25 protein-coding genes are annotated in these 25,857 nt (G+C 70.2%); 10 read left to right on the top strand and 15 right to left on the bottom strand.

Translation table 11 applies throughout. The features are described from left to right. Window positions 1-8: 8 nt before the first annotated feature. The 9 genes from OG226_RS35720 to hisD all read right to left on the bottom strand — a co-directional run bounded on the left by OG226_RS35720 (window position 9) and on the right by hisD (window position 6,475). On the bottom strand, window positions 9-596 hold the full coding sequence (locus tag OG226_RS35720; protein ID WP_329351156.1) for an ArsR/SmtB family transcription factor: 588 nt from the start codon (window positions 594-596) through the stop codon (window positions 9-11). Window positions 597-719: 123 nt separating this feature from the next. Further along, window positions 720-1,475 (bottom strand): imidazole glycerol phosphate synthase subunit HisF, encoded by a 756-nt coding sequence (gene hisF, locus OG226_RS35715; protein WP_328683919.1) that lies wholly within the window; start codon window positions 1,473-1,475, stop codon window positions 720-722. Continuing rightward, complete coding sequence (locus OG226_RS35710) at window positions 1,472-1,882, bottom strand: RidA family protein (RefSeq protein WP_329351155.1); 411 nt, start codon at window positions 1,880-1,882, stop codon at window positions 1,472-1,474. The genes hisF and OG226_RS35710 overlap by 4 nt, the downstream gene beginning before the upstream one ends. Then, window positions 1,879-2,607: a bifunctional 1-(5-phosphoribosyl)-5-((5-phosphoribosylamino)methylideneamino)imidazole-4-carboxamide isomerase/phosphoribosylanthranilate isomerase PriA gene (priA, locus tag OG226_RS35705; RefSeq protein ID WP_328683917.1), complete on the bottom strand. Its 729-nt coding sequence runs from the start codon at window positions 2,605-2,607 to the stop codon at window positions 1,879-1,881. The genes OG226_RS35710 and priA overlap by 4 nt, the downstream gene beginning before the upstream one ends. Next, window positions 2,607-3,266 carry an imidazole glycerol phosphate synthase subunit HisH gene (gene hisH, locus OG226_RS35700; protein WP_328683916.1) on the bottom strand — a complete coding sequence of 220 codons (660 nt, stop codon included), beginning with the start codon at window positions 3,264-3,266 and terminating at the stop codon, window positions 2,607-2,609. Before hisH ends, priA begins: the two co-directional genes overlap by 1 nt. After that, complete coding sequence (locus OG226_RS35695; RefSeq protein WP_019062288.1) at window positions 3,257-3,421, bottom strand: hypothetical protein; 165 nt, start codon at window positions 3,419-3,421, stop codon at window positions 3,257-3,259. Before OG226_RS35695 ends, hisH begins: the two co-directional genes overlap by 10 nt. Then, window positions 3,418-4,011: an imidazoleglycerol-phosphate dehydratase HisB gene (gene hisB / locus OG226_RS35690; protein ID WP_043675308.1), complete on the bottom strand. Its 594-nt coding sequence runs from the start codon at window positions 4,009-4,011 to the stop codon at window positions 3,418-3,420. Before hisB ends, OG226_RS35695 begins: the two co-directional genes overlap by 4 nt. Further along, window positions 4,008-5,132, bottom strand: a complete 1,125-nt coding sequence (locus tag OG226_RS35685; protein WP_328683914.1) for a histidinol-phosphate transaminase — start codon at window positions 5,130-5,132, stop codon at window positions 4,008-4,010. Before OG226_RS35685 ends, hisB begins: the two co-directional genes overlap by 4 nt. After that, window positions 5,129-6,475 (bottom strand): histidinol dehydrogenase, encoded by a 1,347-nt coding sequence (gene hisD / locus OG226_RS35680; protein ID WP_329351154.1) that lies wholly within the window; start codon window positions 6,473-6,475, stop codon window positions 5,129-5,131. Before hisD ends, OG226_RS35685 begins: the two co-directional genes overlap by 4 nt. Before the next feature lie 170 nt (window positions 6,476-6,645). Between hisD and OG226_RS35675 the strand changes: the two genes are divergently transcribed. The 4 genes from OG226_RS35675 to ybaK all read left to right on the top strand — a co-directional run bounded on the left by OG226_RS35675 (window position 6,646) and on the right by ybaK (window position 10,773). Next, the gene (locus OG226_RS35675; protein ID WP_328683912.1) at window positions 6,646-8,223 is read left to right on the top strand and encodes an oxidoreductase; all 1,578 of its coding nucleotides are present in this window, start codon (window positions 6,646-6,648) and stop codon (window positions 8,221-8,223) included. A 139-nt stretch (window positions 8,224-8,362) separates the two neighbouring features. Beyond that, window positions 8,363-9,496: a hypothetical protein gene (locus tag OG226_RS35670; RefSeq protein ID WP_329351153.1), complete on the top strand. Its 1,134-nt coding sequence runs from the start codon at window positions 8,363-8,365 to the stop codon at window positions 9,494-9,496. Window positions 9,497-9,507: 11 nt separating this feature from the next. Further along, window positions 9,508-10,251, top strand: a complete 744-nt coding sequence (locus OG226_RS35665; protein ID WP_328683910.1) for an LON peptidase substrate-binding domain-containing protein — start codon at window positions 9,508-9,510, stop codon at window positions 10,249-10,251. Between the two features lie 21 nt (window positions 10,252-10,272). Continuing rightward, window positions 10,273-10,773 carry a Cys-tRNA(Pro) deacylase gene (gene ybaK, locus OG226_RS35660; RefSeq protein WP_328683909.1) on the top strand — a complete coding sequence of 167 codons (501 nt, stop codon included), beginning with the start codon at window positions 10,273-10,275 and terminating at the stop codon, window positions 10,771-10,773. Between the two features lie 280 nt (window positions 10,774-11,053). On the opposite strand, the gene OG226_RS35655 is transcribed toward ybaK, so the two are convergent. The 4 genes from OG226_RS35655 to OG226_RS35640 form a co-directional block, all read right to left on the bottom strand. Further along, window positions 11,054-11,773: a DUF2567 domain-containing protein gene (locus OG226_RS35655; RefSeq protein WP_329351152.1), complete on the bottom strand. Its 720-nt coding sequence runs from the start codon at window positions 11,771-11,773 to the stop codon at window positions 11,054-11,056. Between the two features lie 34 nt (window positions 11,774-11,807). Next, window positions 11,808-12,635 (bottom strand): ABC transporter permease, encoded by an 828-nt coding sequence (locus OG226_RS35650; protein WP_328683907.1) that lies wholly within the window; start codon window positions 12,633-12,635, stop codon window positions 11,808-11,810. Between the two features lie 94 nt (window positions 12,636-12,729). Continuing rightward, a complete protein-coding gene (locus OG226_RS35645; protein WP_328686530.1) occupies window positions 12,730-13,701 on the bottom strand; it encodes an ABC transporter ATP-binding protein in 972 nt (323 codons plus the stop codon). Window positions 13,702-13,865: 164 nt separating this feature from the next. Next, window positions 13,866-15,092 (bottom strand): NYN domain-containing protein, encoded by a 1,227-nt coding sequence (locus OG226_RS35640; RefSeq protein WP_329351151.1) that lies wholly within the window; start codon window positions 15,090-15,092, stop codon window positions 13,866-13,868. Between the two features lie 223 nt (window positions 15,093-15,315). Here OG226_RS35640 and OG226_RS35635 point away from each other — a divergent pair, with 223 nt between their 5' ends. Then, complete coding sequence (locus OG226_RS35635) at window positions 15,316-15,489, top strand: hypothetical protein (RefSeq protein ID WP_328683905.1); 174 nt, start codon at window positions 15,316-15,318, stop codon at window positions 15,487-15,489. A gap of 84 nt (window positions 15,490-15,573) precedes the next feature. Here OG226_RS35635 and dnaE read toward each other — a convergent pair whose 3' ends face one another. Continuing rightward, entirely contained in the window at window positions 15,574-19,113 is a 3,540-nt protein-coding gene (gene dnaE, locus OG226_RS35630; protein ID WP_328683904.1) for a DNA polymerase III subunit alpha, read from the bottom strand. 187 nt (window positions 19,114-19,300) lie between these two features. On the opposite strand from dnaE, the gene OG226_RS35625 reads away from it, so the two are divergent. From OG226_RS35625 to OG226_RS35610, 4 genes are all read left to right on the top strand, one after another. Beyond that, window positions 19,301-20,626 (top strand): DUF2252 domain-containing protein, encoded by a 1,326-nt coding sequence (locus OG226_RS35625; protein WP_328683903.1) that lies wholly within the window; start codon window positions 19,301-19,303, stop codon window positions 20,624-20,626. 68 nt (window positions 20,627-20,694) lie between these two features. After that, a complete protein-coding gene (locus tag OG226_RS35620) occupies window positions 20,695-21,384 on the top strand; it encodes a hypothetical protein (protein WP_328683902.1) in 690 nt (229 codons plus the stop codon). 86 nt (window positions 21,385-21,470) lie between these two features. Continuing rightward, window positions 21,471-22,283, top strand: coding sequence for a thioredoxin domain-containing protein (locus OG226_RS35615; RefSeq protein ID WP_328683901.1), 813 nt, complete (start codon window positions 21,471-21,473; stop codon window positions 22,281-22,283). Between the two features lie 113 nt (window positions 22,284-22,396). Next, the gene (locus OG226_RS35610) at window positions 22,397-24,058 is read left to right on the top strand and encodes an alkaline phosphatase D family protein (RefSeq protein WP_329351150.1); all 1,662 of its coding nucleotides are present in this window, start codon (window positions 22,397-22,399) and stop codon (window positions 24,056-24,058) included. A gap of 31 nt (window positions 24,059-24,089) precedes the next feature. Here the strand turns inward: OG226_RS35610 and OG226_RS35605 are convergent, their stop codons facing one another. Further along, on the bottom strand, window positions 24,090-24,659 hold the full coding sequence (locus OG226_RS35605; protein WP_328683899.1) for a dienelactone hydrolase family protein: 570 nt from the start codon (window positions 24,657-24,659) through the stop codon (window positions 24,090-24,092). 29 nt (window positions 24,660-24,688) lie between these two features. Between OG226_RS35605 and OG226_RS35600 the strand changes: the two genes are divergently transcribed. Next, a complete protein-coding gene (locus tag OG226_RS35600; RefSeq protein ID WP_329351149.1) occupies window positions 24,689-25,804 on the top strand; it encodes a mechanosensitive ion channel family protein in 1,116 nt (371 codons plus the stop codon). Window positions 25,805-25,857 lie beyond the last annotated feature (53 nt).

Here is a 25,857-nt window from a genome sequence, read left to right as displayed (position 1 = left end):
TCGTCCTCTCAGGCGCGGAACGGGAAGCCGTACAGGTGGATGGCGACGTTCTCGCGGCCCTGGGTGTCGCCCGCCGTCTCGGCGGCTCGTCCCCTGGCCTGGTACTTGTTGATCAACGTGTCCAACTCGCCCTGCAGTTCGGCGAGTTCGGACGCGTTCAGACGCGGGAGGTACTCGCCCTCGAAGCCGGCCGAGCGCCACTCGTCGCTCCAGGACTCGGACTCGTCGAGGTGGCGCCGGTAGAGGTCGACGCGCTGCTCCAGCAGGAACCGGGTGAGCGCGCCCTGGGCCGCGAGCTTCTCGGGAGCGTCCTTGACGTCCTCGTTCCGCACGGTCAGGCCCTCCGAGGCCGGCCGCCACCAGCGCTCCCGGCCGTCCTCGCCCTGCCGCTCGGCCTCCTCGATGAGCCCGTGCTCGGCGAGCTTGCGCAGGTGGTAACTGACCAGCGACACGGCCTCGTCGACCTGGTCGGCGAGCTGCGAGGCGGTCGCGGTACGGGCCACGTGCAGCGCCCGGTACAGCTTGATGCGCAGCGGGTGCGCGAACGCCTTGAGCGTGCCCAGATCGGTGATGGCGCGGGTCTCTTTCGAGGTCATGCACCCCACGCTAGATACGAAAGAAAAGTTGCGCAACATATTTTGCGCAACTTATCTTGTGCATCTCGCCACAAGTAAGCCCCGACCGCCAGGCAGCCGGGGCTTACAGCGTGTCCAAGAAGGTCACCTCACCGGGTGACCCGCCTCCCGCAACGCCTGCTTGACCTCACCGATCCGCAGATCCCCGAAGTGGAAGACGGAAGCCGCGAGCACCGCGTCCGCCCCCGCCGCGACCGCCGGCGGAAAGTCCGCGAGCTTGCCCGCGCCCCCGGAGGCGATGACCGGCACGGTCACGTGCTTGCGCACCGCCGCGATCAGCTCCAGGTCGTAGCCGTCCTTCGTACCGTCCGCGTCCATCGAGTTGAGCAGGATCTCCCCCGCCCCCAACTCGGCCGCCCGGTGCGCCCATTCGACGGCGTCGATGCCGGTGCCCTTACGGCCGCCGTGCGTGGTGACCTCGAAGGAACCCGACTCCGTACGGCGCGCGTCCACCGACAGCACCAGCACCTGCCGCCCGAACCGCTCCGCGATCTCCCGGATCAGCTCGGGGCGCGCGAGCGCCGCCGTGTTGACGCCGACCTTGTCCGCGCCCGCCCGCAGCAGCTTGTCCACGTCCTCGGCCGTGCGGACGCCGCCGCCGACCGTGAGCGGGATGAACACCTGCTCGGCGGTGCGGCGGACCACGTCGTACGTCGTCTCGCGGTTGCCGGAGGACGCGGTGATGTCCAGGAAGGTCAGCTCGTCGGCGCCCTCGGCGTCGTAGACCTTGGCCATCTCGACGGGGTCGCCCGCGTCGCGCAGGTTCTGGAAGTTGACGCCCTTGACGACCCGGCCGTTGTCCACGTCCAGACAGGGGATGACTCGTACGGCGAGCGTCATGCCGAACCTCCGCCCTCGGTACCGGAGCGGTACGCCTCCACCTCGACCTCGACGACCAGGCTCGGGTCGACGAAACCGGAGACGATGATCATGGAAGCGGCGGGCCGGATCGCGTCGAAGAGTTCCTTGTGTGCGCGGCCCACGTCCTCGACGTCCCGGGCGTGGGTGATGTACATACGGGTGCGCACCACATCGGCGGGGCCGAGACCCAGTTGCTCCAGTGCCGAGAACGCGACGTTGAACGCGTTGACCGTCTGCTCGTAGGGACCGCCCCCGGCGATCTCGCCGTCCACAATCGATGTGCACCCGGAGACCAGCACCAGGCCGTTCGGCAACTCCACCGCGCGGGAGTAGCCGAAGGCGTCCTCCCAGGGGGCGCCGGTCGACACGCGTCGCAGTTCGGTCACCGGGCCACCGCCTCCAGGGCCTCTTCCAGGGTGAACGCCTTCGCGTACAGGGCCTTTCCGACGATGGAGCCCTCGACGCCGAGGGGGACCAGCTCGGAGATGGCGCGGAGGTCGTCGAGCGAGGACACGCCTCCGGAGGCCACGACCGGGCGGTCGGTCGCCGCGCAGACGTTGCGCAGCAGTTCCAGGTTGGGGCCCTGGAGGGTGCCGTCCTTGGCGATGTCGGTGACCACGTACCGGGCGCAGCCCTCGGAGTTGAGGCGGTCCAGCGTCTCGTAGAGGTCGCCGCCGTCGCGGGTCCAGCCGCGTCCGCGCAGGGTCGTGCCGCGTACGTCGAGGCCGACCGCGATCTTGTCGCCGTGCTCGGCGATGACCTTGGCGACCCACTCCGGGGTCTCCAGCGCGGCGGTGCCGAGGTTCACCCGGGTGCAGCCGGTGGCGAGGGCGGCGGCGAGTGTGTCGTCGTCGCGGATGCCGCCGGACAGCTCGACCTTGATGTCCATGGCGCCGGCGACCTCGGCGATGAGCTTGCGGTTGTCGCCGGTGCCGAAGGCGGCGTCCAGGTCGACGAGGTGCAGCCACTCGGCGCCGGAGCTCTGCCAGGCGAGGGCGGCCTCCAGGGGGGAGCCGTAGGAGGTCTCGGTCCCGGACTCGCCGTGCACCAGGCGGACGGCCTGGCCGTCGCGGACGTCCACGGCGGGGAGGAGTTCGAGCTTCGAAGGCATCAGAGGGTTCCGATCCAGTTGTTCAGCAGCTGCGCTCCGGCGTCGCCGGACTTCTCGGGGTGGAACTGCGTGGCCCACAGGGCGCCGTTCTCCACGGCGGCCACGAAGGGCTTGCCGTGCGTCGACCAGGTCACCAGGGGGGCGCGCATCGCCGGGTTCACGACTTCGAGGGACCAGTCGTGGACGGCGTAGGAGTGCACGAAGTAGAAGCGCGCCTCCGCGTCGAGGCCCGCGAAGAGCTGGGAGCCCGCCGGGGTGTCCACGGTGTTCCAGCCCATGTGGGGCACGATCTCGGCCTGCAAGGGCTCGACGGAGCCGGGCCACTCGTCCAGGCCCTCGGTCTCCACGCCGTGCTCGATGCCCCGCGCGAACAGGATCTGCATGCCCACGCAGATGCCCAGCACCGGGCGCCCGCCGGCCAGCCGACGCCCGACGATCCAGTCGCCGCGCGCCTCCTTCAGGCCCTGCATGCAGGCGGCGAAGGCACCGACGCCGGGCACCAGCAGGCCGTCCGCGTTCATGGCCTTGTCGTAGTCACGCGTTATCTCGACCTCGGCACCCGTGCGCGCGAGGGCACGCTCGGCGGAACGGACGTTCCCGAAGCCGTAGTCGAAGACGACGACCTTCTTGGAAGCGTTCTTCGCCGCGCTCAACTCCACACCGCCAACCGCATGACCCCCGCGACCAGACACATCGCCGCGCCGATGGAGACCAGCACGATGAGGCTCGCCGGCATCTTCTGCTTGACGAAGGAGTAGACCCCGCCGAGGAGGAAGAGTCCGACGACGATCAGGAGGCTGGAGAGGCCGGTCACAGCGCGCCCTTCGTGGAGGGGAGGATGCCGGCCGCGCGCGGGTCGCGCTCGGAGGCGTAGCGCAGGGCGCGGGCGAGGGCCTTGAACTGGCACTCCACGATGTGGTGCGCGTTGCGCCCGTACGGCACGTGCACGTGCAGGGCGATCTGGGCCTGGGCGACGAAGGACTCCAGGATGTGCCGGGTCATCGTGGTGTCGTACTCGCCGATCATCGGCGCCATGTTCTCGGGCTCGGTGTGCACGAGGTACGGGCGGCCGGAGAGGTCGACGGTCACCTGCGCGAGGGACTCGTCCAGGGGAACCGTGCAGTTGCCGAAGCGGTAGATCCCGACCTTGTCGCCGAGCGCCTGCTTGAAGGCGGCGCCGAGGGCGAGGGCGGTGTCCTCGATGGTGTGGTGCGAGTCGATGTGCAGATCGCCCTCGGTCTTCACGGTGAGGTCGAACAGACCGTGCCGGCCGAGCTGGTCGAGCATGTGGTCGTAGAAACCGACTCCTGTCGACACGTCGACCTTGCCGTGCCCGTCGAGATCGATCTCGACAAGGACCGACGTCTCCTTGGTCGTCCGCTCCACCCGTCCTACGCGGTTCATGTGCTCTGCTCCTTCATCAACTCACGGACCGCGTCGAGGAACGCGTCGTTCTCATCGGGGGTTCCGGCGGAGACCCGCAGCCACCCCGGGATGCCGTTGTCCCGGACCAGGACGCCCTGGTCGAGGATCTTCTGCCAGGCGGTGTGCGAGTCCGCGAACCGCCCGAACTGCACGAAGTTCGCGTCGGACTCGACGACTTCACACCCGAGGGCCCTCAACTCGCCCACCAGCCGGTCCCGTTCGGACTTCAGCTGCTCGACATACCCCAGCAGTGTGTCGGTGTGCTCCAGGGCGGCCAGCGCGGTCGCCTGGGTCACGGCCGACAAGTGGTAGGGCAGCCGCACGAGTTGGACGGCGTCGACGACGGCCGGGTGCGCGGCGAGATAGCCGAGGCGCAGGCCCGCCGCGCCGAAGGCCTTCGACATCGTCCGCGAGACGACGAGATTCGGCCGACCTTCGAGCAGCGGCAGCAGCGAGTCGCCGTGGCTGAACTCGATGTACGCCTCGTCGACGATCACCATCGACGCCGAACCCTGACTAGCACGCGCGGCCTGCGCGGCCTCGTACAGCGCGAGGACCGTCTCGGGCGGAACGGCGTTGCCCGTGGGGTTGTTGGGGGTCGTGACGAACACGACGTCGGGCTTGTTCTCGGCGATCCAGCGCTCGGCGGCGGCGAGATCGATCGTGAAGTCCTCGTTGCGCGGGCCGGAGATCCAACCGGTCCCCGTACCCCGCGCGATGAGCGCGTGCATCGAGTACGACGGCTCGAAGCCGATCGCGGTACGGCCGGGCCCGCCGAAGGTCTGGAGCAGTTGCTGGATGACCTCGTTCGAGCCGTTGGCCGCCCACACGTTCTCGACGCCGACCCGGTAACTGCCGGTCTTCGTCAGGTAGTTGGCCAGCTCGGTGCGCAACTCGACCGCGTCCCGGTCCGGGTAGCGGTTGAGATCACGGGCGGCCTCGCGGACGCGCTCGGCGATCCGGTCGACCAGCGCCTCGGGCAGCGGGTAGGGGCTCTCGTTGGTGTTCAGCCGTACGGGGACATCCAACTGGGGCGCGCCGTAGGGGGACTTGCCGCGCAGCTCGTCCCGTACGGGAAGATCGTCGATTCCGAAGCTCACTTGCCGGGCACCTTCCAACCACGCGACATCTGTTCGTCTCCGACAAACCTCGCCTTGACCGCCGCGCCGTGCGCGGGCAGATCCTCCGCCTCCGCCAGCGTCACCACGTGATGCGCCACGTCCGCCAGCGCGTCCTTCGTGTAGTCGACGATGTGGATGCCGCGCAGGAAGGACTGCACGGAGAGCCCGGAGGAGTGGCAGGCGCAACCCCCGGTCGGCAGCACGTGGTTGGAGCCGGCCGCGTAGTCGCCCAACGACACGGGCGCCCAGGGTCCGACGAAGATCGCGCCCGCGTTCCGCACCCGGTCGGCGACCGCGGCGGCGTCCGCCGTCTGGATCTCCAGGTGCTCGGCGCCGTAGGCGTTGACGACCCTGAGCCCCTCGTCGACGCCGTCGACGAGGACGATCGCGGACTGCCGGCCGGCCAGCGCCGGGGCGACCCGGTCCTCGATGTGCTTGGTGGCCGCGACCTGCGGTTCGAGTTCCTTCTCGACGGCGTCCGCGAGCGCCACGGAGTCCGTGACCAGGACGGCTGCGGCGAGCGGGTCGTGCTCGGCCTGGCTGATCAGGTCGGCGGCGACGTGCACCGGGTCGGCGGTGTCGTCGGCGAGGACCGCGATCTCGGTCGGGCCGGCCTCGGTGTCGATGCCGATCCTGCCGGTGAAGTAGCGCTTGGCGGCGGCGACCCAGATGTTGCCGGGCCCGGTGACCATGTTGGCCGGAGCGCAGGACTCGGTGCCGTGGGCGAACATCGCGACGGCCTGGGCACCGCCGACGGCGTAGACCTCGTCGACGCCGAGCAGCGCGCAGGCGGCGAGGATCGTCGGGTGAGGCAGGCCGCCGAAGTCCGCCTGCGGCGGGGAGGCCAGCGCGACGGACTCGACGCCCGCCTCCTGTGCGGGCACCACGTTCATGATCACGGACGACGGGTAGACCGACCGCCCGCCGGGCGCGTAGAGCCCCACCCGGTCGACCGGCACCCACTTCTCGGTGACCGTGCCGCCGGGCACGACCTGGGTGGTGTGGGTCGTACGACGCTGCCGGCGGTGAACGAGCCGGGCGCGCCGGATGGACTCCTCCAGGGCCGCGCGCACGTCCGGGTCGAGCTGCTCCAGCGCGTCGCTGAGCGCCTGCGCCGGGACCCGTACCGATTCCAGCCGCACGCCGTCGAACTTCTCGGCGAAGTCGATCAGCGCCGCGTCGCCCCGATGATGCACGGCCTCGCAGATCGGCCGCACCTTCTCCAGGGCGGCCGAGACGTCGAAGTCGGCTCGGGGCAGCAGGTCGCGCAGGGCGGGCCCTTCGGGGAGGGCGTCACCGCGCAGATCGATTCGGGAGATCACGAACCAATTCTCGCAGACCGGGATCGGGCCCTGCTCACGCATATCAATGGCTGATACAGAACGTGGCCGGAACCCGGAAGATCCCCCTCACGTCTAGTGTTCCGGGCGTCACGGAGCGGGCATGGACAGGTGTGCGAAACCCGTGAGCAGTCGAGAGGGATGAAAGAGCAGTGACCGAGGGTGCCGGCCTCCGCGCGGGGGATGTGCCGGACGATGCGACCGCCGCCGAGGCCGGTATGTGGCAGGCCTTCCGCAACGGCAGCGTGTACGACCTGAGCAGCGGCGACAGTGTCGTCGACGACCCGCACGGCGGACATCCGTGGGGCCCCGAGCGGACCGTACGGGCGCGGTTCGTGTGCTGGCTGCTCCTCGACGGCCCGCCGGCCCTGTCGGGCCGGGTGGCCTCCCTGAAACTCACCGGCGTGCAGATCAGCGGCGTCCTGGACCTGGCGGGCGGCACCGTCACGCCGTACGTCGAGCTGAAGGGCTGCCGTTTCGAGCGGGAGGTGCTGCTGCCGGAGGCCCGCTTCCAGACCTTACGGCTGGTGAACTGCTCGGTGCCGCGGCTGGAGGCGGCGCGGGTGCACACGGAGGGTGACCTGCATCTTCCGCGCTGCCGCTTCCACAACGGCGTCCGGCTGACCGACGCGCACATCGGCACCGATCTGCTGCTGAACCAGGCGATCGTCTACCGGGACCGCACCGGCCGTTCGATCGCCGCCGACGGCCTGACCGTAGGACAGGATCTGCAGGCCGAACTGCTCGAATCGCACGGCGAGTTGAGCCTGCGCAGCGCCAAGGTGGGCGTCTCGCTGAGCCTGCGCGGCGCCCGGCTGGCGAACCCGTACAGCCGACTCGCCCTGAACGCGCCCCAGTTGACCGTGGGCCGCACCCTGTACCTGACCCCGGCCGGTGTCGGCGGTCCCTGGCTGAGCGGCACAACTCCCGCGCGCGGGACCCGCATTCAGCGTTTCGCGTGCCAGGGCGGGGTGCGGCTGGACGACGGGCGGTTCGGGGACGCGGTGGACCTGGAGCGGGCCCGGTTCACGTTCACGGACGACCAGGAGCTGTCGCTGCTGCGGATACAGGCGCCCGAGCTGCGCTTCCTCGGGGAGCGACCGCAGCGCGGGAAGGTGGTGCTGTCGGGGGCGCGGGTGGTCAACCTGATCGACGCGGCGACCAGTTGGCCGGCTCCCGGCAACCTCCACATGGGCGGCTTCGTGTACGAGAACCTCGTACCGCAGGGCCCGTTCCCGCTGGACGCCCGCCTGGACTGGGTGGCGGCGGCGACCGCCGAGTACGCCCCGGAGCCGTACGAGCGGCTCGCGGCCGTGCTGCGCAACGCCGGCGAGGACGAGGACGCGCGCGAGGTGCTGCTCGCCAAGCAGCGGCGGCGCCGGGAGAGCCTGCCGATCGCGGCCAAGGTGTGGGGGTTCGCGCAGGACTGGACCGTTGCCTACGGGTACCGGCCGGGCCGGGCCTCCGTATGGATGGCGGTGCTGTGGGCGGCCGGCTCGCTGGCCTTCGCGCACGCCGGCCACGCGCCGGTGAACGCGAACGGGCATCCGCCGTGGAGCCCCGCCCTGTTCGCGCTGGACCTGCTGCTGCCGGTGATCGACCTGGGGCAGGCGGGCCAGTGGCAGCTGCACGGCGGCTGGCAGTGGCTGTCGGTGGCGCTGATCCTGCTGGGGTGGATCCTGGCCACGACGGTCGCGGCGGGCGCCACACGGCTGCTCAGACGCGCCTAGAACCCTTCCGGCCGAGGCCCGCGCACAGCACTCGAACAGTTGAGCAACAGTCACCTTTTGCCTGGGCTTGACCGAAGCGCGTACAACTTTCAGCCGGGTACTCAATCGGTCTGGCGCACTCCGGATCGGCGGTCTTTCAATGGTCGACACCATGGCTCTGCTGCGCGCGTTCATCCGCACCGCCCGGATGGCAAGGCACACCTCGCGGCTCGCCGCCGGGCTGCCGGCCGACGACGAGGTCCTCCTCGACGCGCCCGACGACCGGCTCGGCCCCGCGCTGGTCGCGGCCGGGCGTGGCGAGTACGGACCGGCCTCCGAACTGCTGGCCGCCACCCGCGCCGCGGCCGAGTGGGAGGACCGCGACCGCCACACGCGCCGGCTCGCCGCGTTCGCCCGCTGCCGCCCCGAGTGGCTGGACGACTGGTGCGCGGCCGCCCCGCAGGACCCGGACGCGCTCCTCCTCGCGGCCCAGCTGGCGATGGACCACGGCTGGGAGTCACCGGCCCGCGCCGAACTGCTCCGCGAGCTGAGCCCGCTGATCACGGCGGCGGCCGAGGCCGAACCACTCGACCCGGTGCCGTGGCGGATCGCGCTGGACCGGGCGCGGGGCACGAACGCCGGGCACGCCGAGTTCGAACGGCTGTGGGGCGAAGCGGTCCGCCGCTCCCCGCACCACTACGGCTGCCACGTGGCGGCCCTCCAGTACCTGTCGGCGGCCTGCTGCGCGCAGTGGGGCGACACGCCCCACACCGCCCGCTGCTCCCACCGCGAGTGCTTCGACTTCGCCGAGCCGGCCGCCCAGGACGCCCTGCCGGGCTCACTCGTCCAGGCGCTGCCGGTACGCGCGGCCTTCGCGTGCCTGACCGACGGCTGCGCTCCTACGGTGCCCCGCGCCCGCCTGGACGCGGCGGCCGACCTGGCCATCGCCCTCTCGGCCAGGTACGCGGCGGCGGACCCGTGGCCCGCCGAGGTCCGCAACCTCCTGACCTACGTCCTCATCCGCCTCGAACGCTGGACGGACGCGCTGGACCAGCTCCGCCTGATCGGCCCGTACGCCACGTCGTTCCCCTGGGACCGGATCTCGGACGACCCGCTGGGCCAGTTCCTGGAAATCCGGGACGGCGTACGGATGGCGGTGGCCTCGGACGTCCCCCTCGGCGGCCCGGTTCCCCCCGCTCTGCGGGCGATTCCGACGCAGCCGTGGGCCTTCGAGGACGCACCCGGGTATCCACGGAGCGAGCACGACGGACGTGCCCGCTCCGGCGACCATTAGGCTTTGGCGCCGTGACCACCGTCCGGCTGCCGCTCTTCCCCCTGAACTCGGTTCTGTTCCCGGGGCTCGTGCTTCCTCTGAACATTTTCGAGGAGCGCTATCGCGCCATGATGCGCGATCTGCTCAAGACCCCTGAGGAGGATTCGCGCCGATTCGCCGTCGTGACCATCCGCGACGGCCACGAGGTGGCATCGACCGCCCCGGGCATGCCCGACCAGACGGCCGTGCCCGAACGCGGCCCCACGGCCGGCTTCGGCCCCGACCCGCTCAAGGCCTTCCACTCCGTGGGCTGTGTCGCCGACGCGGCCACCATCCGCGAGCGCGCCGACGGCACCTTCGAGGTGCTGGCGACGGGCACGACCCGCATGCGCCTGCTCTCCGTGGACGCCTCGGGCCCGTTCCTGACGGCCGAGCTGGAGGAGCTGCCCGAGGAGAAGGGCGACGAGGCGGGCGCGCTGGCCGAGGGCGTGCTACGCGCGTTCCGTCAGTACCAGAAGCGCCTGGCGGGCGCCCGCGAACGCACCCTGTCGACGGGCGAGGCCGAACTCCCCGACGAGCCGGCGGTCGTCTCCTACCTGGTAGCCGCCGCGATGATGCTCGACACGGCGACGAAACAACGCCTCCTCCAGGCCCCCGACACCGCCTCCCGGCTCCGCGACGAACTGAAGCTCCTCCGCTCCGAGACGGCCATCATCCGCAACCTCCCGTCCCTCCCGGCATCGGACCTGACCCGAGGCCCGACAAGCCTGAACTGACCCCGGAAACCAGACAAACCAATGGCCAAGAAGTCAAAACAACAGCAGTCGGGCGGCACCCCGGCGACAGTCGCCCTGACAGCCGCAGGGGTGCCGTACGACCTCCACGCCTACGACCACGACCCGTCCCACCCCTCCTACGGCGAGGAGGCGGCCGAGGCGATGGGCGTCTCCCCGGACCGGGTCTTCAAGACCCTGCTGGCGGACGTGGACGGGACGCTGACAGTGGCCGTAGTCCCGGTGGCGGGCCAGCTGGACCTGAAGGCACTCGCCTCGGCGGTGGGCGGGAAACGCGCCACGATGGCCGACCCGACCCTCGCCGAACGCACCACGGGCTACGTCCGGGGCGGCATCTCCCCCCTGGGCCAACGCAAAAAACTCCGCACGGTCCTGGACACCTCCGCCACCACCCACCCCACGATCTGCGTCTCCGCCGGCCGCCGCGGCCTGGAGGTGGAACTCTCCCCCGACGACCTGAAAACCCTCACGTCCGCGGTACTGGCCCCCATCGGCCGCGCGTAGCCTCTCGACGCCGCGCCCGTCCTCGGTTAAGCACGAGAGACATGTCGAAGAAAACGCGGAAACGAAAGTGGCGCGTACGGAAGCACAGGGCCAATCACGGGCGCCGGCCGGCGTAGGGTCCGGTGCCTCTCGGTACAGGCCCGCTGCATCCAGCCCGTCCGGCGTTTGAGGACGAGGCCGTTCAGGCCGACGGGGGTCCGGGGGCGCAGCCCCCGGGCGGGGCTGAAGGGGCGGCAACCCCTGGGGACGGGACGGGGAGGGGCGGCGGGGGCGAAAACCCTTAGGCCAGTGGAGCCCCGTACCCGTCCGTGGGCCCAGCCCCCTGCTGCACATACCCCGGCTCAGGATCCCGAGGCCCGAACAACGCCGTCAGCCCCAGATGAACGACCAGCGCGGCAACCGGCCAGGCCAGCAACGCCCCCTTCGCCCCCAACTTCAGCGGCGCGGAGAACGTGACCCCCTTGCCCACGGCCTTGGCGTGCGCGAGCACATCCTTGGTGGGCCCGAACCACAGCCCCAGCCGCCAGGCGATGAACGATGCCAGCAGCCCGCCCAGGGTCAGCGCGGCGACCAGCGGCACTCCCCCACGCCGCCGCAGCAGAAAGACGACCAGCGCGCTCACGACCCCGAAAGCCACCGCGAGCAGAGTGAACGTTCCGTCCACCCCCACGGCCTGCTCACCCTCGGAGTCCTTGAGGTACACGACCCAGCTCTTGTCGACCACGTCCCCGACGAGCGGAACATGCGGCGCCAGCCACCACCACAACACCCCGAGCAACAGCCCACCGACCGCCGAGGCGACCGTGACGACGACGGCCTCGATCAGCTCGGTCTTGATCCCGGGCCCGTCCTGGCCGTAGGACGCCTCCTGCGGAACGGCGTGCACGGGATGCCCGGCACCCGGGTCGCTCGGGGAGTCCGGGTCGCCCGGCGGCTGCCACGCGTCGTGCGGGGAGGACTGGTCACGCGGCGGCGGAGGCGGAGTCAGCGGTGCGGTCACAGTGCCATCGTGCCAGGCCCGGCTGTGCGGCGCGTCACCGGACGGCAGCCCGACGGTACGCCCAGGCGGCGACGGCCAGCGAAACGACCCCGACCCCGGCGCATACGGCGAGGTCACCGAGGACGAGCGCCCAGTCCGGATGCGCCCCGAACGTCTGCGCGAACGCCTCCACGCCGTAGGTGGACGGCACCAGATCCCGCAGGAACCGCACCGCGTCCGGCATCCGGTCGGCAGGCAGCACACCCAGCAACAACGCGGCGGACATGCCCAACTGCCCCAGCAGCGTGGCGAGTTCAGGGCGCGGCGCAAGCAGCCCGAGGGCCGCCCCGAGCCCGGCGAGCGCGGCCCCGGCGAGTGGGATCACCGCCGCCAGGATCCAGATGTTCCCCATCGGCAGCCCGAACAGCACGCACCCGAAGACGGCGGTGAGCGCGGTCCCGGGCACGGTGAAGGAGGCGTACGCCCCCGCCGCGCCCAGCACCACGGCCGCGGGCGGCACCGGCAGGGTGGCGTAGTGGTCGAGTCCGCCGCTGCCGCGCAGCTGCCCGAAGTACTGCGCGAGCAGGTTGAGCCCGACATAGGCGACGACGAGCACGGACGAGCCGGCGACGACGAACTGGGCGTCGTGGCTCCCGCCGTCGACGACCCCGCGCATCATGATCAGGATGCCGACCGACTGGAAGGTCGCCACGAACAGCAGCGGGATCCGCGCGACCCGCGCCCGGGACAGCTGGGCCCGGTACACGGCGGCCATGGAGGGCCACAGCCTGGCCTTCGGCCCCAGCTCGGCCGCGCCCGAGGCGGTGGCCTCCGGCACGGCCAGGGGGCCACTGGGCAGAACATCGGCGGATACGACACTCACGTCGCGCTGCTCCTCTCGACGCCGGAAGCCGTTCTGTCCCCTACGGATACAACGGCGGTCGCCCTGTCCCATACGGATACGACGGCCCGTGCACTCATGCCTTCACCAGCCCCTGCGCGATTCCGCCCAGTGCCAGGTACACGTCCTCCAGGCTGGGCGTGGCCAGGGTGAAGTCGTCCAGGGCGGCGAACGCGGCCCCGCCGGTCACCGTGGCGACGGCCACCCGGGCCTCCTCGGGGGCCAGCCGCAGCGTCCAGCGGCGGCCGGACTCGACGGCCCGGTCCCGCAGCGCGGCGACCTCCGGGACGTCCAGCGGTGGCTTCTCCCGCCACACCAGCTCGACCCGCACCTCGCCCGCGACCTGTTCCTTGAGCCCGGCGGGAGTGTCGCAGGCGATGACCTTGCCCTGGTCGAGGACGGCGACCCGGTCGAGGACGGTCTCGGCCTCGATGACGTTGTGGGTGACGAGCAGCACGGTGGACCCGCGCTCGGCCCGGCGCCGGTCGACGGCGGACCACACGGCCCTGCGCGCCACCGGATCCATCCCGGTGGTCGGCTCGTCGAGCACCAGCAGCGACCGCTCCCCGACCAGCGCGGCGGCCACACACGCCAGCCGCCGCTGCCCGCCGGACAGCTTCTTCAGCGGCCGCCCGGCAATGGCCGTCAGCCCCAACTCGTCCAGTACGGCGTCCCGCTCGGCGCGTGCCTCGCGCAGGTCCAGGCCGCGCAGCCGGGCGGTGGTCTCGGCGGCCAGCGACACGGTGAGTTCGTCGAGGGCGGAGGACTCCTGGCCGAGGTAGGCGAGAATCCGCGCGGCCCGCTCCGGGTGGCGGACGATGTCGTGGCCGAGGATCTCGACGCTGCCGGCGTCGGGCCGCATGAGCCCGGTCAGCTGGCGTACGAGGGTGGACTTGCCGGCGCCGTTGGGCCCGAGGAGTCCGAAGATCTCGCCCCGGCGGATGTCGAGGGTCACGTCGTCGGTGGCCCGCACCTCGGGGGTTCCCGGCGCACCGCGTCGGCCGCGCACCGCCGGATAGGTCTTGCTGAGCCCGCGCACCGCACACACGACATCGTCACCGTGTCGAAGTGCCACTCCCGCGCGCGTACTCACGGGACGAGACTACGGGGTCCGGGAGCCCCGCCCGTTCGCGGGTCGGTCGAGAACGGCACATTCGTCGGTAAAGCCGTCCCGCCGCGAGGCCGCCCGGCCACCGGACCGGCCGGCTCCGCTCACTCTCCGGCCGGGGCGTGCTCGGCCGCCGTCCGTACGTCGATCTCGCGCCAGAAACCGGCCCGGATCGCGTACCGGTCGTGCTCGTCGATCTGGTCGTCCTTGTGCGCGAGGAGGCCGAACCGGGCGGCGTAGCGCAGCAGTTCGCCGTCGATGCGGTGCGGGACGCGCGGGTACATCCCGGACAGTTTCTGCAGGTGGCTGCCGTGGTCGCCGAGGCGGCCCATCCAGCGGCGGGCGAAGACCTGGCCCACCTCGTAGGGGTCGCCGCCGACCGTGGTGATGTCCTCCTCGCGGTCGGCCCAGCGCTGCTCGGCGGTGGTCAGCTGCGCCAGCGTCGGCATCGAGGCGACCTCGGGCGGCTCTGCGGCGCCGCCCGGCCGGTCGACCCACCCTTTGTCGGAGGACCAGCGCAGGGTCGCGCTCGCGGGCTGCTGCGCGGGCGCGGCGGCACCCGGGGCCTTCAGGCTCGCCAGGTCCTTCGGGGTGGGCACGCCCTTGTGCGCGGGCACCCGCTCCTGCGAACCGTTCTCCGAGCCGGCCTCGGCGGTCGCGTGCTCGCCCTCCCCCGGGGCCCGCTCGCGCGCCGCTCTCGGCGCGGATTCCGGCAGCGGCGCGGACAGGATCGCGGCGATCTCCGGCCGCGGCACCGGCGGCGGCGCACACACCCCGCCGAGATCCTTCGCCCGTACGGCCTTGGTGATCCAGGTCCGGTCCAGCACCCGCCGCTCGTCGGCCTCGGCGACCAGGTCCTCGGACTGGTTGTAGTCCCCGTCCGCCGCCTGCACGGCCCACAGGTGTACGGCGACGCCGTGCTCCTTGGCGGCCATCATGCCCGGCAGCAGATCGCCGTCACCGGTGACGAGCACGACGTCGGAGCAGGCGCGGTTGCGGGCCAGCTCGGTCAGCTCGGCGTGCATGGCGGCGTCGACGCCCTTCTGCGCCCAGCGGCCGTCGCTGCGGGTCAGGGCGCCGAGGCGGACGGTCACACGGGGCATCACACGCAGCCTGCGGTGCTCGGGCTGCGGGACGCGGTCGGGGGCGCCGTCGAACCAGTAGATGCGCAGCAGGGGTCGTTCCGTGTCGGACTCGGCTCGCTCGCGCAAACCCTGGATGAGGGCGGCGTGATCGACGGTGATCCTGGAACGCGAGGGCTCTCCGGCGAGGAGACTTGCTGCGGCCCCCAGCAGATACCCGGCGTCCACCAGGACGATGCAGCGGTCCACGCGACTCACCCTCTTCCCGGTCGGTTTGCTTCGGGCTTGCTTCGAGTCTGCCCGACCGCGCAGGGGTTAACGGCCCGAACTCGATCTTCGGCGTGGCGTTTGCGGACTCGACTCCTCTACCAACCCTGTCACAGACCGTAATTATCCGAAATGCGATCTCTATCAGCCTATGTGAATCTGATCCCGATCCTGGCCCCGAGATCCCTTCAGGAGGTAGATCACCATGGCCAAGAACAGGAAGAACAATCGCGATCAGCAGAAGTCCTCGGCACCCGAGCGCGGTTCGGAGGAGACCAGGTCGTCCTCAGCACAGGACCAGGCCGAACAGCGCATAACCCAGGCGACTCCGAGCGACATGGCCCGCAAGGGCCGGGAGAAGCGCTTCGGCCACAACTGATCTCCGTATACAGGGTTGTCGAGATCCAGGCATACACCGAGGGGCGCGTCCGTTGGCGGACGCGCCCCTCGGTCGTACGGTCGCTCAGCCGGCCAGGCAGGCCGCGCCGAGCAGCACCTTCAAGTCGCCGAACAGCGCCGGGTCGGGCTTCACCCGGTGCTTGTCCAGACGCAGGATCGTGGTCCTGGTCGGGCCCTGGAGCTTGATGCGGACCTCGCTGTCGCCCCGGTGGTGACTGAGGATCTCACCGAGCCTGGTGACCATGGGCGGCGTGACCCTGGTCGCCGGGATGGTGAGGATCACGGGCGCGTTGGTGCCCACGTTGGACACGTCCGGGACCTGCATCTCCATCGCGACCAGGCGCGGCACGTCCTCGCGCTTGTCGAGGCGGCCCTTGACGAACACGATGGTGTCCTCGACGAGTTGGGTCGACACCAGCTGGTAGGACGCCGGGAAGAACATGCACTCGATGGAGCCCGCGAGGTCCTCGACGGTGGCGATCGCCCAGGCGTTGCCCTGCTTGGTCATCTTGCGCTGGAGGCCCGAGATGATGCCGCCGATGGTGACGACCGCGCCGTCCGAGTGCTCACCTCCGGTGAGCTGGGCGATGCCCGCGTCGGCCTTGTCGGACAGCACGTGCTCCAGGCCGAAGAGCGGGTGGTCGGAGACGTACAGACCGAGCATCTCCCGCTCCTGCGCGAGGAGATACGTCTTCTCCCACTCGTCGGTGGTGAACTCCACGTCGAGTCCGAAGCCGGGCTCGCTGGTGTCCTCCTCGCCCATGCCCCCGAAGAGGTCGAACTGCCCCTCGGCCTCCTTGCGCTTGACCGCCACCACGTTGTCGATCATCGGCTCGAAGTGCGCGGTGAGGCCCTTGCGGGTGTGCCCCAGGGTGTCGAACGCACCGGCCTTGATGAGGGATTCGGTGGTCCGCTTGTTGCAGGCGGCGGCCTCGACCTTGTCCAGGTAGTCGGGGAAGGAGCCGTACTTCCCCTTCGCCTTGCGGGACCTGATGATCGAGTCGACCACGTTCGTGCCGACATTGCGCACGGCCTCCAGGCCGAAGAGGATCACGTCGTCGCCCTGGGCGGCGAAGTTGTGCACCGACTCGTTGACGTTCGGCGGGAGCACCTTGATCTTCATGCGGCGGCACTCGTTGAGGTAGATCGCGGACTTGTCCTTGTCGTCCTTGACCGAGGTGAGCAGCGCCGCCATGTACTCGGCCGGGTAGTTGGCCTTCAGGTAGGCGGTCCAGTACGAGACCAGGCCGTACGCGGCGGAGTGCGCCTTGTTGAAGGCGTAGCCGGCGAAGGGGACCAGGACGTCCCACAGGCCCTGGATCGCCTCGTCGCTGTAGCCGTTCTTCTGGGCGCCGGCCTGGAAGATGGTGAAGTTCTTCGCCAGCTCGTCGGCCTTCTTCTTGCCCATCACGCGGCGCAGGATGTCGGCCTCGCCGAGCGAGTATCCGGCGACGATCTGGGCGGCCTTCTGCACCTGCTCCTGGTACACGATCAGCCCGTAGGTCACCGCGAGGACCTCCTCAAGGGGCTCCTCCAGCTCCTTGTGGATCGGGGTGATCTCCTGCCGCTTGTTCTTGCGCTCGGCGTAGTTGATGTGCGAGTTCATGCCCATCGGGCCGGGCCGGTACAGGGCCGAGACGGCGGAGATGTCCTCGAAGTTGTCGGGCTGCATCTGGCGCAGCAGCGAACGCATCGGGCCGCCGTCGAACTGGAAGACGCCCAACGTGTCGCCGCGGCAGAGCAGTTCGAAGGTCTTGGGGTCGTCCAGCGGGAGGGCGAGCATCTCCAGGTCGATGCCCTTGTTGGACTTCACCATCTTGATGGCGTCGTCCATGATCGTGAGGTTGCGCAGGCCCAGGAAGTCCATCTTCAACAGGCCGAGCGACTCGCACTGCGGGTAGTCCCACTGCGTGATGGTCACGCCGTCGGTGTGGCGCACCCACACCGGTGCGTGGTCGACGATGGGCTCGCTGGACATGATGACGCCGGCCGCGTGCACGCCCATCTGCCGGACCAGGCCCTCGACTCCCTTGGCGGTGTCGATGACCTTCTTGACGTCCGGTTCGTTCTCGTACATCCCGCGGATCTCGCCCGCCTCGCCGTAGCGGGGGTGCTTGGGATCGGTGATGCCGGAGAGGTCGATGCCCTTGCCGAGGACGTCGGCGGGCATCGCCTTGGTGAGCCGGTCGCCCATCGCGTACGGGTAGCCCAGTACGCGCGCGGAGTCCTTGATGGCGTTCTTGGCCTTGATCTTGCCGTAGGTGCCGATCATGGCGACCTTGTCGGCGCCGTACTTCTCCGTCACGTACCGGATCACCTCGACGCGCCGGCGCTCGTCGAAGTCGATGTCGACATCGGGCATGGAGACGCGCTCGGGGTTGAGGAACCGCTCGAAGATCAGGCCGTGCGGGATCGGGTCGAGGTCGGTGATGCCCATGGCGTACGCGACGATCGAACCGGCCGCGGAACCACGGCCTGGGCCCACCGCGATGCCGTTGTTCTTCGCCCACATGATGAAGTCGGCGACCACGAGGAAGTAGCCCGGGAACCCCATCTGGATGATGACGTCCATCTCGTAGTCCGCCTGCTTCTGGCGGTCGTCGGGGATGCCGCCCGGGAAGCGGCGCTCCATCCCCCGGCGGACCTCCTCCTTGAACCAGGTGATCTCCGTGAAGCCGTCCGGGATGTCGAACTTCGGCATGAGGTTCTTCGCCTCGAACATGCCGGAGGTGTCGATCTGTTCGGCGACCAGGAGGGTGTTGCGGCAGCCCTCCTGCCAGGCGTCCGAGGAGTCCACGGCGTACATCTCGTCGGTGGACTTCAGGTAGTAGCCCGTGCCGTCGAAGCGGAAGCGGTCCGGGTCGGAGAGGTTCTTGCCGGTCTGGATGCAGAGCAGGGCGTCGTGCGCGACCGACTCGTGGGCGTACGTGTAGTGCGAGTCGTTCGTCACCAGGGGCGGGATGCCGAGCTTCTTGCCGATGTCCAACAGACCGTCACGGACCCGGCGTTCGATCTCGATGCCGTGGTCCATCAGTTCCAGGAAGTAGCGGTCCTTGCCGAAGATGTCCTGGTACTCGGCGGCGGCTTTCAGCGCCTCTTCGGGCTGGCCCAGGCGCAGCCGGGTCTGCAGCTCGCCCGAGGGGCAGCCGGTGGAGGCGATGAGCCCCTCGGACCACTGGGAGATGGTCTCCTTGTCCATGCGCGGCCACTTCTGGAGCCAGCCCTCGGCGTACGCGTCCGAGGACAGCTTGAAGAGGTTGTGCAGGCCCGTCCTGTTCGCCGCCCAGATCGTCTTGTGGGTGTAACCACCGGAACCGGACACGTCGTCGCGCTTCTGGTGCGGCTGACCCCACTGGATCTTGCGCTTGTTGCGCCGGGACTCCGGGGCGACGTACGCCTCGATGCCGATGATCGGTGTGACGCCCGCCTTCTTCGCCGTGTGGAAGAAGTCGTAGGCCCCGTGCAGGTTGCCGTGGTCGGACATCGCGATATGGGTCATGCCCATCTCGTTGCACGCGTCGAACATGTCCTTCAGCCGCGCGGCACCGTCCAGCAGCGAGTACTGGGTGTGGACGTGCAGGTGCGTGAACGGCGGCTTTGACACGGCTTGGCCTCCAGGGACAACAGGGGAAACGATCGACAAAGGGCAGCGGACGGTCTGGGGGGACGAGACCGAATCCTATGCCTGCCCACTGACACTCGGCGGGCACTCCCACGTACCTTCAAGCGTTGGAAAGTGACGACAGACCCGTCACATGTCACGCACCACCCGTACCAGGAGGCACAGAGCGATGTCGGTTCCGCAGCTCAACGACGAGCACCGCGGCGAGGAGATCCTTGCCGTCTTCGACACCGCCTTCGGCGAGCTCCTGGCCGCCGACCCGGCCGCGTTCCGCGTGAAGTTCCGGAAGATGGCAGCTTCGGCGTTCGCGTTCTACCGGGGCACGGCGTGCCTCTTCTACCACGACCTCGATGCCGAGAAGCGGGGCGGCCCGTACCTGGACGACCGCACCTCGCGCGTGTGGATCCACGGCGACCTGCACGCCGAGAACTTCGGCACCTACATGGACTCGAACGGCCGCCTGGTCTTCAACGTCAACGACTTCGACGAGGCCTACGTCGGCCCCTTCACCTGGGACCTCAAGCGCTTCGCCGCCTCCGTGGCGCTGATCGGGTACGCGAAGGCACTCAGTGACGAGCAGATCACCGAGCTGGTGCAGGTCTACGCGGGCGCGTACCGCGAGCGGGTGCACGCGCTGGCGACCGGCGCGAAGAGCGACGAGGTGCCACCGTTCACGCTGGACACGGCCGACGGCCCGCTTCTGGGCGCGCTGCGCACCGCCCGCTCGCTGACCCGCTTCGAGCTGCTGGACTCGATGACCGAGATCCGTGACTTCGAGCGCCGGTTCGCGCCGGGCGGCGGCTCCATCGAGCTGGACGCGGCGACCCGCTACAAGGTCCTCGCGGCCTTCGACGGCTACCTGGAGACGCTTCCCGAGTCCTCTCTGGACCACCCCGACTCCTACCGCGTCAAGGACGTCGTCGGCCGCCGGGGCATCGGCATCGGCTCGGCCGGGCTGCCGTCGTACAACATCCTTCTGGAGGGCAACAGCGACGCCCTGGAGAACGATGTGGTGATCTACATCAAGCAGGCCCAGACGCCGGCCGTCTCGCGGCACATCACGGACACGGCGATCCGGGACTACTTCCAGCACGAGGGCCACCGCACGGTGATCTCCCAGCGCGCCCTCCAGGCGCACGCGGACCCGTGGCTGGGCTGGACGGAGCTGGGCGGGACCGGGCAGCTGGTCGCCGAGGTGTCGCCGTACGCGGTGGACCTGGACTGGAGCGACATCGACGACCCGGAGGAGATCGCCGCCGTGGTCGCCGACCTCGGGCGGGCCACGGCCACGATGCACGCGGCGGCCGACGACCAGTCCGGCGAGTCCCTGGTGCCGTTCAGCACAGAGCGGGCCATCGACGCGGCGATCGCGGCCGACGAGGACGGCTTCGCGGGCGTGCTCGTCGACTTCGCGCACAGCTACGGCGCACGCGCGCGCGGCGACCACCAGACCTTCGTCGACCTGTTCCGCAACGGCCGGATTCCGGGTCTGTAACCATCCGTACGCTCACAGGAACCCTTTAGGGGTCCCTTACCGGAGCACATGACAGACTCATCTCCGCTATGGACATATCCGGGATCCAGCTCAGGGCCGTACGCGCGGCGCTGTTCACGGCACTGGTCGTGACGCTCAGCACCGCGTCGCACGTGCTGCTGTCCCGGGTTCCGCTTCCGCTCGGCACGGTGGCGGCGATCGCCGCCACCGTGTTCGTGATCGCCTACGCGCTCGCGGGCCGCGAGCGCGGCTTCGGCCGGATCGCCGCACTGCTGATCCCGCTGGAGCTGGCCGCCGACACGGTCTTCACCACCGGCCAGCACGCCTGCTACGGCAAGGCGGGCGGCCCGGTCGCCGGACCGCTGCGCGCGGTCGGCCTGGACGTGCTGTGCAGCGGCGGCGGTGTGGGCACCTCGCTGGCACGGGTGACCGACGATCCCCATCAGGCGGCGGCGCTGCTCGCGCACACCGACGCCACCGCCGCCTGGCTGCTGCTCGGCGCGCACATCGGCGTGGGCCTGCTGGCCGCCGCCTATCTGCGCCGCGGCGAGCGAGCCGTGGCCGAACTGCTGCGCGCGGCAACGGCGGTGGGCTTCCGCCCGCTGCTGCTGGCCGTCGCCGCGGTGTCGGCCCGGCGCACCGCGCCGGTCCGCCGGCTGCCGCGCGCCACGCACCGCAGGGCCACCGCCCGTGAGCGGCTGCTGGTGCACTCCCTGGGACGGCGTGGACCGCCGTGCTCGGTCCTGCCCGCGGTCTGAACACCCCACAGGTACCTGAGCACACATCACTTCCCCACACGTATTCCGCGTACGACGTGTACGCGTCCCATATGGAGATCACCAACATGAGCAAGCGGAACAGCGCGGCGGCCAAGACGCAGGCCCGTGAGCGGCTGCGCGCCGAGCGCGAGCGCCAGGCCAAGCGCGCCAAGGTCAGGCGGCAACTCATAGTCGCCGGTTCGGTCGTCGCGGTCCTCGCGATAGCCGGCGGCATCGGCTACGCGGTCGTACAGAACAACAAGCCCGGCTACTGGGAGTCGGCGAAGGACGACAAGCTCGTCAAGCCGGCCAACACCACCGGCACCAACGGCACGACGGTCGTCCTCGGCAAGAGCACCGCCAAGAAGACCCTCGTCATGTACGAGGACCCGCGCTGCCCGATCTGCGCCCAGTTCGAGCAGACCGTCGGCTCGACCGTGAAGAGCGACTGGGACGCCGGCAAGTTCAAGATCCAGTACGTCGGCGCCACGTTCATCGACAACAAGGACAACGGCGAGGGCTCCAAGAACGCGCTGAGCGCCATGGGCGCCGCGCTGAACGTCAGCCCCGAGGCGTTCCTGGAGTACAAGACCGCGCTGTACTCGACGAAGTACCACCCGGACGAGACGAGCGACAAGTTCAAGGACGACGCGTACCTGATCAAGGTCGCGAACACGGTCTCCGCCCTGAAGAACAACGCGGCCTTCCAGAAGGCCGTGAAGGCCGGCACCTACGACAAGTGGGCGCTGGACATGTCGGCGACGTTCGACAAGAGCGGGGTGACCGGCACGCCGACCCTGAAGATGGACGGCAAGACGCTGACCGGCTCGGACGGCCAGAACGCGCCGATGACGGTGGCCGACTTCACCACGGCGATCACGGCGGCCCTCAAGGCCTGAGCCTTGTCGCGACTCCGTGCCTGAGCCTGCTCGCACGACGCGCAGCCGAAGAGCGGGCGAACTTTTACGAGTTCGCCCGCTCTCGTTGATACCGGTCAGTAACCTGGTCGCTCGTGACCAGTCGATACAGAGCACCCGAGAGCGTCAACTCGCCCTCCCCGCGCCGCCGTACGGTCGTCAAGGCCGCGGCCGCCACCGCCGTCCTGGCCGGCCCGCTGATCGCCGCGCTGCCCGCCGGGGCCGCCACCGACACCCCCGCCTTCCTGCACGGCGTCGCCTCCGGGGACCCGCTCCCGGACGGCGTCCTGCTGTGGACCCGGGTGACACCCACCGCCGAGGCGGTCCCCGGCTCGGGGCTAGGCCCGGACACCGAGGTGAGCTGGACCGTAGCCACCGACAAGGCGTTCACCACCGTCGTCTCCAGGGGCTCGCTCACCGCGACCGCCGCCTCCGACCACACCGTCAAGGCCGACATCCGCGGCCTGGCACCGGCCACCGACTACTGGTTCCGCTTCTCGGCCGGCGGCACCGACTCCCCGGCGGCGCGCACCCGCACCGCACCGGCGACGGACGCGACCGTGACCGGCCTGCGCTTCGGCGTCGTCACCTGCGCCAACTGGGAGGCGGGCTACTTCTCGTCGTACCGCCATCTCGCGGCCCGCAACGACCTCGACGCGTGGCTGCATCTCGGGGACTACATCTACGAGTACAAGTCCGGCGAGTACGCGGCGCGCGGCACGGTCGTACGGCAGCACGCGCCCCTGAACGAGATCATCACGCTCGCCGACTACCGCACCCGGCACGGCAAGTACAAGACCGACCCGGACCTCCAGGCGCTGCACACCAAAGCACCGGTCATCGCGATCTGGGACGACCACGAGTTCGCGGACAACGCCTGGTCCGGCGGCGCGGTCAACCACACCGAGGGCGCCGAGGGAACCTGGACGGCCCGTCAAGCAGCCGCGAAACAGGCGTACTTCGAGTGGATGCCGGTCCGCCCGGCGATCGCGGGCACCACCTACCGCCGTCTGCGCTTCGGCAAGCTGGCGGACCTCTCGCTCCTCGACCTGCGCTCCTTCCGTTCGCAGCAGGCGAGTTCGGGCAGCGGTTCGGTCGACGACCCGGACCGTACCATCACGGGACGCGCCCAACTCGACTGGCTGAAGGCCGGGTTGAAGGCTTCGGACACCAGGTGGCGGCTGGTCGGCAACTCGGTGATGATCGCGCCGTTCGTCGTCGGCGCGCTCTCCGCCGACCTGTTGAAGCCGCTCGCCAAGCTGTTGGACCTGCCGCAGGAGGGTCTCGCCGTCAACACCGACCAGTGGGACGGCTACACCGACGACCGCCGTGAACTCCTCGCCCATCTGCGCTCGAACGCCATCGGCAACACGGTCTTCCTCACCGGCGACATCCACATGTCCTGGGCCAACGACGTGCCGGTGGACGCCGGCACCTACCCGCTCTCGCCCTCTGCGGCAACCGAGTTCGTGATCACGTCGGTGACCTCCGACAACCTCGACGACATCGTGAAGGTCCCCGAGGGCACGGTCTCCGCGCTCGCCGCACCGGTCATCCAGCTCGCCAACCGGCACGTCCACTGGGTCGACACGGACCGCCACGGCTACGGCGTCCTGGACATCACGGCCGACCGCGCGCAGATGGACTACTACGTCCTGTCCGACCGCACCTCGGCCACCGCGACCTCGTCCTGGGAGCGGTCGTACCGGACGCGCAGCGGCACGCAGAAGGTGGAGCGGACGTACGACCCGGTGTAGGGAGGGCTCTCAACCGGTGTAGGCCGCGCTTCTAAAGGGTCTCCAGGAAGCCGAGTGCCACCCGCCAGGTGGCCTCGGCGGCCTCCTCGTCGTAGTCCGGGAGGTCGGGGTCGGTGTACAGGTGGCCGGCCCCGGCGTACCGGTAGATCTCGACGTCGGCGCCCGCCCTGCCCATCTGGAGATACCAGGAGCTGAGCCAGTCGTCGGTCTCGAACTGGTCGGGCTCGGCGACATGCAGCTGCACCGGCAGATCGTCGACGGAGGCGTTGGCCGCGATGTCCGAGGTGCCGTGCAGGAGGAGCAGGCCGCGGGCCTTCTCGTCGCCGAGGGCGAGGGTCTGCGCGACGGAGGCGCCGAGCGAGAACCCGGCGTAGACGAGGCCACGCTCCGAATAGGGGGCGGCGGCGAGCACGGCCCGCTTCAGCACCTCGTCCTTCCCGATCCCGTCGTTGAAGGCCATGCCCTCCTCGACCGTCTCGAACGTACGCCCCTCGAAGAGGTCCGGGGTCCACACCTCGTGGCCCGCCGCGCGCAGCCGCTCGGCGGCGTCGCGCACCGCCGGCCGGAGACCGTACGTGGAGTGGAAGAGCATGATGTTCATGAAGCCATCGTGCCAGTACGGTCGGACACATGGAGAACGTACTGCGCCCGCTGATCGTCATCGGCGGCTCCGTCGTCCTCACGCTGCTCATCGGCTGGGTCACCGACCTGCTGCTGCGCAAGGCGGACGCCCGGCACGACGACACCACGCTGTGGGGGCTGCTGCGCCGAGGGCGAGTCCCGTACCAGCTCGTACTCTGCGCGGCCTTCCTCAGAGCCTCCTACGACCAGGCACAGCTCCTGGAGGAACACCGGATCGGCATCGGCCAGACCCTGACCCTGGTACTGATCGGCGCCACCGCGTGGCTGATGATCCGGGTCGCGGCGGCGATCGTGGAGTCGTCGTACGCGCGCTACGCCCGTGCCTCCCGCGACGCGGCCAGGGTCCGCCGGGTCCGGACCCAGGTGACGCTGATCACGCGGGTGGTCGCCGCGATCGTCGGCGTGGTGGCGGTCGCCGCGATGCTGCTGACGTTCCCCGCGATGCGCGCGGCCGGCGCGTCCCTGCTGGCCTCGGCGGGCGTCCTGGGCATCGTCGCCGGTGTCGCGGCCCAGTCCACGCTCGCCAACCTCTTCGCGGGACTGCAGATCGCCTTCGGCGACATGGTCCGCATCGGCGACACGGTGGTGGTGGACGGCGAGTGGGGCACGATCGAGGAGATCACCCTGACCTTCCTGACGGTCCGGACCTGGGACGAACGCCGGATCACCATGCCCGTGTCGTACTTCACGTCCAAGCCCTTCGAGAACTGGTCCCGCGGCACCCCCCAGATGACCGGCATCGTCTATTTCCAGGTCGACCACTCGGCCCCGGTGGACGCGATGCGCACCCAGCTCCGCGAAATCCTGCGCGCCTGCCCCGCCTGGGACGGCCGCAGCTACGGCCTCGTCGTCACGGACACCACCCCCAACACGATGGAGGTCCGCGCCCTGGTCACGGCCAAGGACGCGGACGACATCTGGACGGTACGGGTCACGGTCCGCGAACAGATGATCCGCTGGCTGTACGTGGAGCATCCGTACGCCCTCCCCCGCGTCAACACGGCGGACGCGGCACCGATCCCGGGGGAGGATCCGTCGCCGAACGGCACGGGTGGAGGCGTCGGGCGCGCGGCGCACGAGCCTCCGGGGGGTAACCGGGGGTGAGGGTTGGGCGGGGCGGGGCGGGGCATGCCGGTCGGCTGACGGCCACGGCCGAA

The organism is Streptomyces sp. NBC_01261 (assembly GCF_036226385.1).
In the GTDB taxonomy this organism is placed as follows: domain Bacteria; phylum Actinomycetota; class Actinomycetes; order Streptomycetales; family Streptomycetaceae; genus Streptomyces.
Note: the sequence above shows the minus strand (reverse complement) of the source record. Positions and strands in the feature narration are given on the sequence as shown.

Excerpts from the sequence above, each read along its gene's own strand:
- OG226_RS35720 (WP_329351156.1), bottom strand. The coding sequence starts at position 596 with ATGACCTCGAAAGAGACCCGCGCCATCACCGATCTGGGCACGCTCAAG.
- hisF (WP_328683919.1), bottom strand. The coding sequence starts at position 1,475 with ATGACGCTCGCCGTACGAGTCATCCCCTGTCTGGACGTGGACAACGGC.
- priA (WP_328683917.1), bottom strand. The coding sequence starts at position 2,607 with ATGCCTTCGAAGCTCGAACTCCTCCCCGCCGTGGACGTCCGCGACGGC.
- hisB (WP_043675308.1), bottom strand. The coding sequence starts at position 4,011 with ATGAACCGCGTAGGACGGGTGGAGCGGACGACCAAGGAGACGTCGGTC.
- OG226_RS35670 (WP_329351153.1), top strand. The coding sequence starts at position 8,363 with ATGGTCGACACCATGGCTCTGCTGCGCGCGTTCATCCGCACCGCCCGG.
- ybaK (WP_328683909.1), top strand. The coding sequence starts at position 10,273 with ATGGCCAAGAAGTCAAAACAACAGCAGTCGGGCGGCACCCCGGCGACA.
- OG226_RS35635 (WP_328683905.1), top strand. The coding sequence starts at position 15,316 with ATGGCCAAGAACAGGAAGAACAATCGCGATCAGCAGAAGTCCTCGGCA.
- OG226_RS35625 (WP_328683903.1), top strand. The coding sequence starts at position 19,301 with ATGTCGGTTCCGCAGCTCAACGACGAGCACCGCGGCGAGGAGATCCTT.
- OG226_RS35620 (WP_328683902.1), top strand. The coding sequence starts at position 20,695 with ATGGACATATCCGGGATCCAGCTCAGGGCCGTACGCGCGGCGCTGTTC.
- OG226_RS35615 (WP_328683901.1), top strand. The coding sequence starts at position 21,471 with ATGAGCAAGCGGAACAGCGCGGCGGCCAAGACGCAGGCCCGTGAGCGG.
- OG226_RS35605 (WP_328683899.1), bottom strand. The coding sequence starts at position 24,659 with ATGAACATCATGCTCTTCCACTCCACGTACGGTCTCCGGCCGGCGGTG.
- OG226_RS35600 (WP_329351149.1), top strand. The coding sequence starts at position 24,689 with ATGGAGAACGTACTGCGCCCGCTGATCGTCATCGGCGGCTCCGTCGTC.